We start from the raw sequence: 12475 nt of genomic DNA on the forward strand, positions 1-12475 counted from the left end.
TCGTCCTTTTACTGGTTTCGTAAGAATTCGTGTCGTCAATCGTTGATTTGGAGTATGTATGACTGGGAAGCCTCGGGCCATAAAGCTATCTTTAAGTATATTAATATTGTCACTCAGTGCAACAATAGCGTGTTGGTCTATGGCACGAAATTATGTTGAACGCAATGCTGAAAGCCGTTTTACTAATTATACCCAAGACGTTAAAGCGTTGATTCAAAATCGCATGTTGAATTATCAACAGGCCCTCTCAGGGGGCGTTGCTCTATTTGCTGCTTCTGAACAGGTCAATCGTGAGGAGTGGGCGAATTATATCGATAAGTTAAATCTTGGCTTGCATTATCCTGGTATACAGGGGATTGGTGTTTCAATTCCTATTTCGGCGCGAGATAAAGAGGCGCATGTGCAGCAAGTTCGGGCGGAAGGTTTTCCTCAGTATGAGATTAAACCTAAGGGGGCGCGAGATGAATACACGGCCATTATCTATTTGGAGCCTTTTGATGCTCGCAACCGGCAGGCATTTGGCTTTGACATGTATTCTGAAGCCGTTCGGCGTCAGGCTATGTCTACGGCAAGAGATACAGGAAGAGCTGCTTTATCCGGTAGGGTTGAGTTAGTTCAGGAGATTACTGAGGATAAACAAGCTGGTTTTTTGCTTTATTTACCTATCTACAAAACGCTTTATTCCCCTGATACAGTTGAAGAGCGAAGGGAGGCCTTTGTTGGTTATGTTTACAGCCCATTCCGCGCAAGAGATCTCATGCAAGGTATCCTTCAATCTAACGTCTCAACGGTAAGCTTTCGGTTATATGATGGCGCAGAAGACACCCCTAATAGTTTGCTGTATGACGGGAATAGCGCCTTAAGTATTGTGGACGAGCAATTCATATCGACATTTCGACGCTCGGAGGTGATTAATGTTGCAGGTCGAGATTGGACGATCATCTATACTTCTACCCCCGTGTTTGAAGCCGGTCTCGATTTTTCGCTGCCTCGTATTGTTGCTGGAACTGGGGGGCTCTTAAGTATTCTGTTTTTTTTTCTTTTTCGGATGTTGATTGTTTCACATCAAACAACTGAAAAGCTGCATCATGAGGCCTCGGCGAGGAGAGAAGCCGAAGGATCCCTTAAGAGCCTAAACCAGGAGTTAGAAAATCGTGTTAATGAACGCACTCAAGAACTAAAGCGACAAGAAGAGCTCAATCGAATGCTTTTAGAGAGTTTGAGTGAAGGGGTGGTGGCTTGTGGCGCGGACGGAAATTTAACTTTATTTAACCGTACAGCAAGAGAGTGGCATGGATCTGACCCATTACAGATTCCCCCCGAACTCTGGAGTAATTATTACAATTTATATGAAGGTGACGGGCGAACACCGATGGCGAAAGAAAACATACCGTTGCTTAGAGCATTTAATGGTGAGCATATTCAAAATGATCTACTTTGCATAATCGCTAATGGTCAAAGTCCCCGCTTCGTCTTGGCCAGTGGAGCTCCGATTTGTGATCTCGATGGTAAGCGCCTAGGTGCTGTGGTTGCTATGCACGACGTAACTGAAAATAGGCGTCATGAACGTCGTTTCATTGATATTTTTGAGTTTGCACCTGATGCCATACTGATAATAGAGAGGGGGGGTTGTATTACTCAGGCCAACAGCCATTCTGAGGTTGTTTTTAATTGGGGGAAAGATGTACTTAAAGGCCAATTAATAGATCGATTTTTACCTGGTATTTATTCAAATATCAATAGCTCTTTCTTCGAGAATGAAGAATTGGGTGAAGGAGCTCGTGTTGAGCAACTCTCTACCATGGCTAGACGTAAAGGGGGGATTGATTTTCCGGTTGACATTAGTTTAAGCCCTGTTGAGTCGGAAAAGGGCTTGCAGGTGGCCGTCGCTATTCGGGATATTACCCAGCGTGTTCAGTCAGAGAGGAAAAATAAAGAAGCGATGGCTATGCTGAATGCCATTGAAGATGGGGCATTTATCTTTGATCCAGAAACGCTTCGCCACAGCTATGTTAATGAAGGTGCCGTTTGTCAACTTGGTTATTCCAGAGAAGAGTTGTTGGATCTTACTGCCGTTGATTTCAAAGTTGAGTTCGATGAAAACCGTTACCGGAAGTTGCTTGAACCCTTGTTAAATGGCGAACAGCAGGTTGTCCATATTTCTACTGTTCATAAACATAAAGATGGTCATCTCATTCCAGTCGAAGTCAATCTTCAGTACATTTTTCTACCTGGAGGGAAAAGGCGTTGTATTTCAATGGTTAGGGACGTAACCGAACGTCATCAGGCTTTACGACAACTTGAGGAGGCAACCAAGCAGCAAAAAGCGGCCAATTTTGTCATAGAGCAGGAGCGTAAAAAACTTGCCCAACGGGTGTCTGAACGCACAGCGTCATTACGGTCAACAAATGAAAAGTTAGAGCAAGCTCGAATTGAGGCGGAACAAGCAAGCCATGCCAAATCGGCTTTCTTGGCGGCAATGAGCCACGAAATACGGACGCCAATGAACGGGGTTATTGGTATGTTAGAGGTTTTGTCACACAGTCAGCTGGAGTGCCATCAAGTTGATGAAGTTAAAACTATTCATGACTCTGCGTTTGCCCTGCTGAGGCTCATCGATGATATTTTAGATTTCTCAAAAATTGAAGCTGGTAAGCTAGATCTTGAAAAATTTCCGGTATCTGTCGAAGAACTTATAGAAGGGGTATGCTCCTCGCTTGTCTCCGTTTCTGAGAAGCAAGAGGTTGACTTGCAATTATTTATTGCCCCGATTTTTCCAAGTTATATTTTGTCTGATCCAATCCGGTTGCGGCAAATTTTCTATAATTTAATTGGTAATGCAATTAAGTTTAGTGGTGGTCGTAAGGAAAAACGAGGAGACGTCTCAGTCCGCGTGAACATTGTTGATAATAAAATGGTTGTCAATATCGAGGATAACGGCATTGGAATATCGTCGGATGCCTTAGCTATGTTATTTACTTCTTTCTCTCAAGCTGAGTCATCCACAACGCGTCGTTTTGGGGGGTCTGGGTTAGGATTGGCGATCTCGAAGCGCTTAGTGGACTTAATGGGCGGAGATATTAAAGTAAACAGTCAGTTAGGAGAAGGCTCTACGTTCACAGTTAGCTTACCTTTGGCAATTTATCAGAAAGAGATCTTACCACCTTTATCGTTACTCTCAGAGACAAAGTGTATCCTAGTTGAGAACTCAGTATTTGATACTGACGCTCTACGAGTTTACCTCGAGCATTCGGGTGCTAATGTTCAAGTTGTTAGCACCCATTCCGAAGCGTTACGTATTGCTGAGTTGCTTGAAGAGGTTGTCGTTATAATTATTGGTCCGCAAAAACATGTCCCGGAACTTACCATCGCTTTTCTGAAAACATTGAAAAGTTCACGAATTGAAAGTGGGTATATTAGGCACTTGTTGATGACTCGAGATCAGCCTCGGCCCCTGAAATTTGAATCCCCTGAATTTGTTGCTCTAAATTGTAACCTATTGCGGCGAAAAGAGTTTTTACAGTCTGTTTCAGTGGCTGCCGGAATTGTTTCGCCTGAAATAATACTTGATCAAGTGGGGGAAGAGTCTCTGCCGTTAACTGCGGCACCGAGTGTGGCACAAGCCCGTGCAGAAGGACGGTTAATCTTGGTTGCAGAGGATGATAGCATCAACCGAAAAGTCATCCTTAAACAGTTGAGTCTACTAGGTTATGCGGCAGAGGTTGCTGAGAACGGATTGGTGGCTTATCAACTTTGGCAAGAGGGAAGTTATGCGTTGCTATTAACGGATTTACATATGCCGGAAATGGATGGTTATGCATTAACGGAAGCGATACGACAGGATAACTTGGAGAGGGCACAAAAACCTATCCTAGCTTTGACAGCCAACGCTTTGAGAGGTGAAAAGAGTCGAGCCAAGGCGGTAGGAATGAATGATTACCTTACAAAACCTGTCCAGCTTCATTTACTTAAAGAGGCTCTTGAAACATGGTTGCCCAACCAGAATGGAGTGCCTGAACTTGGATTACTTGAAGAGGAACAGCCTAGGGACTCTGAAATATTGACTGTCAGTAAGCTCGCTGAGCTTGTCGGAAATGAGCCAGCTGTTATGTGTGATTTTTTGACTGATTTTTTGAGTTTAATGACAAGACAGCAGGAACAGTTAAGAGCCGCTTCTTCCGCTAAGGATATTAGAGAAGTGAGCAGTATCGCTCATAAGCTCAAATCTTCATCTCGTTCAGTGGGCGCGATGAGATTAGGTGACTTGTGTGCCGAGCTTGAAAATGCTTGTACTATAGGTGATGTCGCAGTGGTGGAGTTGACCATGACTCTGTTAGATAAGTGTTTTGCAGAGACGGAAGAGGAAGTGATCTGCTACCTTGATAAAAAAATTATATAGGAGAAGTGTATGGCGATAATGTTGATTGACGATGAGCCGTTTTTAATGAAGTTGCTTGCTCATCAATTAAAGGATTTTGTGAATGAAAAGGTTGTTGTTCATCAATATGAACATGCTGTTGATGCTCTTCAAAAATTAGAAATGCATCCTGAAGAGGTAGAACTAATTTTTTGTGATCTGCAGATGCCAAAGATGGACGGAGTAGAGTTTGTCCGTCACTTGGGGCGTATAGGCTACCAGGGAGGTGTTATTTTGATGAGTGGTGAAGAACAAGCCATTCTAGACAGTGCTAAAAAGCTGGCAACCACTTATCAACTTAATATTTTTGGTTGTCTCCATAAGCCTTTTAGTCCCACTCAGTTAAAAGAAATTATTGAGCATCAGGCCGCTCATCTAGAGACGGAATGTTTTGATGACCTGAAAGAGTATTCTGAAGCTGATCTGCGTCGAGCTATTCAACAAGGTGAGCTAATCAATTACTACCAACCACAGGTCAGGCTTCGAGATGGTGAAATTGTCGGTGTAGAAGCTTTGGTACGTTGGCAACACCCTAAAGATGGCCTAGTGTTACCTGATAAATTTATCCCACTTGTTGAAGAGTATGGACTGATAGATGACTTGACGATGGTTGTCTTAGCTAATGCTCTGGAACAGAGCAAACGTTGGCAATCTGTGGGCGCAAAGCTTTGTATGTCAATCAATATTTCAATGGAAAGTCTGACGTCCTTGGAGTTTCCAGATAAGATTCAAAACATTGCACATGAGGCTAGAGTCCCATTGTCAAACTTAGTCTTGGAAGTAACGGAAAGCCGGCTGATGAATGATCGGCAGTTAGCGTTGGACATCCTGACACGACTGCGACTTAAAGGTGTTGCTTTATCTATTGATGACTTTGGGACGGGGTATTCCTCGTTGGCCCAGTTACGAGATATTCCATTCAGTGAGCTTAAGATCGACCGAAGTTTTGTGCATGGGGCCCATAAAAATAAGTCTTTACGCGTGATTTTTGAAGCCAGTTTCAAGATGGCCCAGCAATTAGGAATGCAGACCGTGGCTGAGGGAGTGGAAGATCTTGAGGATTGGGTGTATTTACGTAAGATAGGGTGTGATGTCGCACAGGGTTACTTTATTGCCAAGCCAATGTCTGAAAATCATTTATCTCGATGGTTAGATGAATGGGAAGGCGTCGAGAGCTAACCCTCAATTCAAGAGTAAATGGTGTCAATATTGAATCACTTATGCACCTCTGCCGTACTTTTCCTCCTAAATCATTTGCAAGTCTAAATATCTAGACTAGAATTCAAATCACAAATAAAACAATAACTTATATTAAGGGGGCTACGGAATGAAAAAATGGCTTAAATCTACAGTCATCGGCTTATTTGTGGTTGGCTCTACGCCAGCTATAACAGCCCCTTCTGTTCTCAAAGTATATCTAGACTCGGATCGAACCGTGCATCTAGCCTCAGCGGAGGCAATAGAAATGGGTGTAAAAACGGCTTTTTCTCAGCATGGTAATCAACTTTTTGGCATTCCAGTAGAGTTCGAAGTACTTGACCATCGTGGGAATACGGCGCGAAGCAAGCTCAATATGCAGCGCTACCAGAAAGACCCTAATGGAATTGTTTTCTTCGCCGGGTTGCATTCTTCCCCCCTGATAAAATATCGCGATTATATCAATGAAAGTGAACTGTTGATTTTGGTGCCATGGGCTGCAGGCGGTCCTATAACTCGCTACCCGTCTGAGAAGAATTTCGTATTTCGCCTCTCTGTTGACGACACAAAAGTTGGGGGGAAACTGGTCTCAACAGCAATCAATAATGGTTGCCAATCTGTTGACTTATTATTAGAAAAAACGCCTTGGGGTAAGTCTAATTACAAAACGATTTTCCAATCAGTAGCCGACCACAGCACACACTTAAAAGCTCGGGTTACTTGGTTTAATTGGGGAATTGACGAGGCTCTGGCTCGTGTGATAGCCGCCGATCTTAATCGAACCGGCGTTGAATGTGTCCTGTTTGTAGGGAATTCACGAGAAGGCCCCTTATTAGTCAAAGCTCTCTCTGATCTTGAACAACCACCAAAAATTTTCAGTCATTGGGGGATCACCGGAGGTGGTTTCTCTCAGCGAGTTTCATTTGATGCTCGCCAGAGAACTGCCTTAAGCTTTGTTCAATCTTGTTTTAATTTTTATAGCTCTCCGGAGAACGATCTATCGAAGGAGGTATACCGCCAAGCTACGGCGCTATTCCCTGATAAGTTTACAAATGATTTTATTGACGCCCCAGCTGGCTTTGTGCATGGCTATGATCTGGCTAAAGTATTTATTCAAGCCGCACAAAGTATCACCCTCACCGATGATATGGTGAATAATCGACAGCTACTTAAGCTGGCGTTGGAGCAGATGGACACACCGGTTCAAGGTTTGCTAAAGACGTATGAACAACCATTTAGCGTTTATGACGTGGCACATCCTGATGCTCATGAGGCGCTAGGAGCCGATGATTTGTGCATGGCGAGGTACACTCAAGTGGGAGCCATCAAGCTGTTAGATTCAGCTAAGATTAATAAGGCAGATTAATGATCTATAAAACTCGACCAAAACTCAGTGGTATTCAGCTTTACGGTGTATTTTTGTTTATCTCGATGGTTGTGTTCGCTCTTATCACTTATGGACTTTTAGAGCAGCAAGCTCAGCAATCAATAAGAAACCTGGAGAAAATCAATACCTCAATTAAACTAAGTACGGCAGAGAGTTATATTAGCCAATCCCTGAATAATACCGAAAATTTAGCGATGAAAATTGCCTCACATCAAGTGGTGATTTCTACCGCTTTAGGGGGGGGTGCTACACCACAAGAGATTAGTGATAGACTAGCAATCGTGAAACCAGTGACGGGTAAGCACTATATTGTGATCTTGGATATTCTTGGTGACCCAATTTATCAAGAGTTAACCTTACCGGATGAACTGTTCGCTCAACTGCACACTAAGATTGAACAAGGAGATCTATCGAGTGTGTTTAGGGTATTTACCTTTCAAGATGATAGTAATAACTTAATGGTTGCTCTTCCAATACTGTACAACGGTTTTCTAGAAGGTTTACTTGTGTATGTGAAGCCATTTGATATTGACGCCTTTTTATCACCGTTGAGGTTCTCCGAACAATATCAAGTAAGTTTAATTCAAAGCGATAATAGTTGGGGTATGCCTCCCCCAATTGATTGGACGCAACATACAACATACCTCCCTAGATACGACTTGGATTTAGTTTACAGTATTAACCCTGCTATCTATCAAAACAATCGTAACCAATTTATCCGTTCACTCATCGTTGCGTTATCGATAGCTGGTGCGTTGACATATATATTGGTCTATTTTACAGGTAAAAAGCTCCTCATATCTCCTTATCAGTCACTAGAAAAGTCTGAGCGCCGATTAAAAAAAGTAGCCATTGAAGCCCAAACCGCAAGTGTCGCTAAATCACAATTTATAGCCTCTATTAGTCATGAATTGAGAACCCCTATGAACGGGGTTTTGGGGGCAGCTCAACTGCTGACACAGTGTAAAAATAAAGATGAGCGTCATGAGCTTGAACAAACCTTGCTCTCTTCCGGGCACCATATGATCTCAATTCTCAACGATATACTAGATTTTTCTAAAATTGAGGTTGGTAAGCTGACGCTTAATCTTTCTGAATTTAAACTGGCTGACCTACACAATAAAATTGAAAATAGTTATCGACCCTTATGCTTAGATAAAGGTATAACGTTTGAAGGAACGGCCTATTCTGAAACATCAATACACCTAGTTGCCGATGAGACCCGGTTAGCACAGATAGCTCTTAATCTTCTCAATAATGCGTGGAAGTTTACTCAAAAAGGGGAGATCCATTTTTCTACCCGGCTCACGCAAATGAATAACAACGATTATCTAGAAATTAAGGTGTCTGATACGGGAATTGGTATCCCCGCAGAGAAACAAGCAACGATATTTGACCCATTCACTCAGGGCGATGGGAAAACTACGCGTAAATTTGGCGGGACTGGACTTGGCTTAACTATTATTTCCAAGCTCGTAGATACTATGCATGGCACGCTTAACTTGGAAAGTAAAGTAGGTGTAGGGACACGCTTTATCATTTGCGTGCCTGTCAAAGTTGTATCACAGCCTAGAGAGCAAATAAATGAACCAATGAAGTTATTTAATGGCGAAGGGTTGAAAGCTTTGATTGTTGAAGACAATCGTGTAAATAGCATCATCCTATCTAAATTCCTAAAGAAAAGAGGTTTTAAGTGTGATATTGCCCTTGACGGACAAAAAGGTTTTGAGCAAGCGAGCAGAACCTTTTATGACGTAATCATGATGGATAACCATATGCCTATTATGGATGGTACTGAGGCTACGAAACGTATTAAGGCTTTATCTTCACCCTATAGTGATAGCATCGTCATCGCTTGTACCGCTGATGCCTTCGAGGAAAACCTAACTAAAATGCGTGAGGTTGGCTGCGCAGAAATCATCACAAAACCAGTCAATGAGGGGGTGTTAGATTCGGTCTTTAATCAATATCTGTCAAACCAAGCTGTAGAAAAGGCCAACAGTCCATAAATTAATCTGCATGACTAGCTTTGGGCACAGAGAGAAATGTTAGGTATAAAAAGCATAGTTTTCATATTCAGTTTGGTTGTGTAACAGTAATCTTATGCTCCGGGCGTTTTTGCGGGGAGGTCACTATTGCCCAGCTCTTTCTAAAATTCCTCGACACCATTGTCTCAGTTTTTTCCCAAAAAGATTGACAATCGCTGTTCTAACGCCATGAGCTTATAGTGTACATACTTGTCGCCGAGTTTGGTTATCCGGCTTAACTTAGGCCTTTACTCGTGAAACATTATTTCGGAACCAAGCAAATAAACCGCAGTTTTTATTAAATAGAGAACCTTTTGCTTTTGGAAGCGAGTGTCATTGTAGCGGTTTGGCAGCTAATTCCTTAATTCTTCATGACTCGTTGAATATTGGCAGCGCTAAACACATACGCTTGAGCGGGTAGCTTGCTATGAGTAAGTATATAACCAATGTGGTTCAATGGAACTAAATCAAGAACCTACGATCTGGTCAGCTACATCCACTCTCTCTCGCAGCCCTATTCCTAAACCTCTTTACAAAACAACCAACTGGAAGCAATACAACCAATCACTCATTAACCGTGGTTCTCTGACCTTTTGGTTTGATGAAGAGGCGATAAGCGGTTGGGCGCAAAGCAAACAGAATAAGCGCGGGAGACCACGTCGGTTCAGTGATTTGGCTATCACGACAGCACTCATGGTGAAACGCGTGTTTTCTATGCCACTGAGAGCGCTACAAGGATTTGTCGACTCGCTATTTAGATTTCCATGTTCCATTAAGTTGTCCACATTACACCTGCATCAGCGTAGAGCTAAGCAAGTTGGGGTCTCATTTAAGGAGCAATACAGCACCTAGCCACTGATGTTACTGGCCTTAAGGTTTATGGCGAAAGCACATATTGCAGTCGATACAAGCACTCATGAAATTATTGCAGCCGAGCTAAGTTTATCGACGGTTACAGATGGAGAAGTCCTCCCTAACTTACTGAAACAAACACGCCGAAGCCTCCTTGAGGTGTCTGGTGATGGCGCTCACGACACGAGAGCGTGGCACGCAGCTATTAAGATTAAGCGAGTCAGAAGGAACAACCTTCTGGGAGCGTGGTCACCCCCAAAATCTCGCCGTGGGTTGCCAGAAGTTATACGGCTCACATAAGTATTGGAAAGAGCGGTATGGATACCACAGACGTTCACTGTCAGAAACAGCGATGTATCGAGTTAAACAGTTGCTAGGAGGGCGATTGAGCTTAAGAAATTACAATGCGCAGGTGGGTGAAACTTACGCGATGATAAAAGCGTTGAACAAGCTTACTGGGTTAGGTATGCCTGAAACTTGTCGTATTGACTAAAAAGCATGCGAAACGGGGTAGCTCTATCTCTAAATTTAATTACGCAACAAAACCGCTCTTAGGATTTCTCGATGCCGCTAAAAATTGTCATAAGTTTTGCGTTCACTCTTATCGTGAGCGAGACATATTCTATTTCGCCCCTGTTTCTTTGCTTCATATAAAGCATTATCCGCTAGCTTAATCACCTCTTTGACTGTCTCCGCTTGTGAGAGGCTAGCGCATCCTATAGAGATGGTCACTTGCTGATCTGATTCGTATTCTAGGGGGGCTGTGAGGTTTTGTTCACTCACCAATATTCTTAAGTTATCAGCGATCTTGCTGGCGATTTCAAGATCTGTTTGAAGAAGTAAAATAGTGAATTCCTCTCCACCATAACGACAAACTAGATCAGAAGAGCGTGTATTGTTTTTCAGAACATTAGCGACGAGCTGCAAAACTTTGTCCCCTAGTAAGTGCCCATAGGTATCATTGAATTGCTTAAAAAAATCAATATCTATTAATAGTAAACTATTTATTTCCTGGTTCAGGTTTTGTTGCTCAAATACTGCTTGGATTTTTTGATCGAACTCTGATCGGTTATACAATCCAGTTAACCGGTCAGTAATTGCGGATTTATGGAGTTGTTTTTCAAGGAGGCGTCTACGTTTATCGAATTGCTCATAAGTAATACCACTAGCCAGCATTGTAAAGGTGATATACGTACAGACCACCACTACATAGATAGCAAAACCGCTGGTTTCATCATCCAAAATATAAGTGGTGAGAAAGCCGCCAGCTAGGCAAAATAACAACCCAAAGATTAACTGCGTACGCGCTATTTTCGCTCCTAAAGTAGGTAATAAGAGTGTTTTAAGTGCGCCTCGGTGGGCTGTGAGACCAAAAATTGATATGGTTAAAAAGAACCCTAATATAGTGGTGACCGGAGACATCTGGCCATAAAATGAATCAATACCATAAGCGTAACCAACGGCTGAGACAAATGGGAGGAAAATAGCGGTAATGGCAAAAATTTGTATTAGATACCAAGGACGTCTATTTAAGAGGAAAAAAATGGCTATGACAGCAAAAAGTTGCATTACTGATGTATTAAACCCCATCTCGATGGGAGACTCTGCGTGAAGTGGGGTATCAAAAAAGATGAAATAACTTAGAACAGGGTCAATTAAATTAATTCCAGTACTTTGTTGATAGAAACGAATGACAAGTATGAAAAAAGCAAGGCTTACGAGGCTTCTGGTTATCTTCAGACTCTTTTTCCGCCAAATACAGGCGCAAGAAAGAAGTAAAAAGATAAAAGCAGTTATAGGATGCGTAGCTGCCCCATGGCTTGTTGGTCGATAGAGCCATTTAATATCAAAAAGATAGGAAGCTAAAATGAGAACAGACAAAGCTGCAATCACCTTGCAGAAAACTTGGCTGTAAAAAAGAGTGAGTGAAGTGAGTGCTCGTTTTTTTTTTGCCATTTATATATCGCCTTCATTGGGTGTCTTAGGACTTAACTTTTATAGATAATGATTCAATCTAGGAGATTTTTCCCAAATACTGCGTTTAATATTATCATTAATAAGGATGGGGATCCCGCCTTCGGTTTCAGGCCTATCGAACTAACTTAAACAAGGCTTCTGTTTCGTTTCTATATGAATATTGATCTTGTTGTTAACAACAAGATCAAATCTTCCTACTGCAGGAGGGGGGAAAGAAGCGACTATTTCGCGATCAAGAAATCATCAAGTGATTTACCAGCATCAAGCTGTTCTTGAATTATGGAAGGGGTGCGACTTTGACCAGTCCATGTTTGTGCTCTGCCGTTCCCGTCGGTGTATCTATATTTAGCAGGGCGAGGCTTACGTTTACCTTTTGTGTTCTTTTTTGATTTTCCTGATAGAGCTTCTATGAGAGCTTCAACATCAACCTTGATGTGATTTACGATTTCAGCGAATTTTGTTTCTTGGCGTTTAAGAAAGACGGTCGTTAACTTCTTAAGTGCTTCTTCAAGTTCCTCAAGTGTTAATTCACGAGAGAACGCCCGAAGCGAGCGGATATTAAGGGCTTTGTTGCGTAATTCAATGGAACTAAATCAAGAACCTACGATCTGATCAGCT

At 42.4% G+C, this 12475-nt stretch carries 8 protein-coding genes and 1 pseudogene; 7 read left to right on the forward strand and 2 right to left on the reverse strand.

Annotated elements, in window-relative coordinates:
- Window positions 1–139: 139 nt before the first annotated feature.
- The 7 genes and pseudogenes from ACED60_RS22770 to ACED60_RS22800 all read left to right on the forward strand — a co-directional run bounded on the left by ACED60_RS22770 (window position 140) and on the right by ACED60_RS22800 (window position 10373).
- Window positions 140–4399, forward strand: coding sequence for a CHASE domain-containing protein (locus ACED60_RS22770; protein WP_241909560.1), 4260 nt, complete (start codon window positions 140–142; stop codon window positions 4397–4399).
- Window positions 4400–4408: 9 nt separating this feature from the next.
- The gene (locus ACED60_RS22775; protein WP_017097882.1) at window positions 4409–5596 is read left to right on the forward strand and encodes an EAL domain-containing protein; all 1188 of its coding nucleotides are present in this window, start codon (window positions 4409–4411) and stop codon (window positions 5594–5596) included.
- Between the two features lie 148 nt (window positions 5597–5744).
- Window positions 5745–6980, forward strand: coding sequence for an ABC transporter substrate-binding protein (locus ACED60_RS22780; RefSeq protein WP_017097881.1), 1236 nt, complete (start codon window positions 5745–5747; stop codon window positions 6978–6980).
- The gene (locus ACED60_RS22785; RefSeq protein WP_017100853.1) at window positions 6980–9010 is read left to right on the forward strand and encodes an ATP-binding protein; all 2031 of its coding nucleotides are present in this window, start codon (window positions 6980–6982) and stop codon (window positions 9008–9010) included. Before ACED60_RS22780 ends, ACED60_RS22785 begins: the two co-directional genes overlap by 1 nt.
- 474 nt (window positions 9011–9484) lie before the next feature.
- Window positions 9485–9880: a transposase gene (locus tag ACED60_RS22790; RefSeq protein ID WP_102258085.1), complete on the forward strand. Its 396-nt coding sequence runs from the start codon at window positions 9485–9487 to the stop codon at window positions 9878–9880.
- 27 nt (window positions 9881–9907) lie between these two features.
- A pseudogene (locus ACED60_RS22795) lies at window positions 9908–10039 on the forward strand (IS5/IS1182 family transposase); the annotation flags it as partial.
- A 10-nt stretch (window positions 10040–10049) separates the two neighbouring features.
- Complete coding sequence (locus ACED60_RS22800) at window positions 10050–10373, forward strand: hypothetical protein (RefSeq protein WP_240798311.1); 324 nt, start codon at window positions 10050–10052, stop codon at window positions 10371–10373.
- Between the two features lie 77 nt (window positions 10374–10450).
- Here ACED60_RS22800 and ACED60_RS22805 read toward each other — a convergent pair whose 3' ends face one another.
- Window positions 10451–11836, reverse strand: coding sequence for a GGDEF domain-containing protein (locus ACED60_RS22805; RefSeq protein ID WP_017096766.1), 1386 nt, complete (start codon window positions 11834–11836; stop codon window positions 10451–10453).
- 242 nt (window positions 11837–12078) lie between these two features.
- Window positions 12079–12441, reverse strand: a complete 363-nt coding sequence (locus tag ACED60_RS22810) for an H-NS family nucleoid-associated regulatory protein (RefSeq protein ID WP_069595600.1) — start codon at window positions 12439–12441, stop codon at window positions 12079–12081.
- Window positions 12442–12475: the final 34 nt, after the last annotated feature.

The sequence above is a fragment of the Vibrio sp. 1F279 genome, from assembly GCF_041439815.1.
Lineage (GTDB): Bacteria > Pseudomonadota > Gammaproteobacteria > Enterobacterales > Vibrionaceae > Vibrio > Vibrio tasmaniensis_A.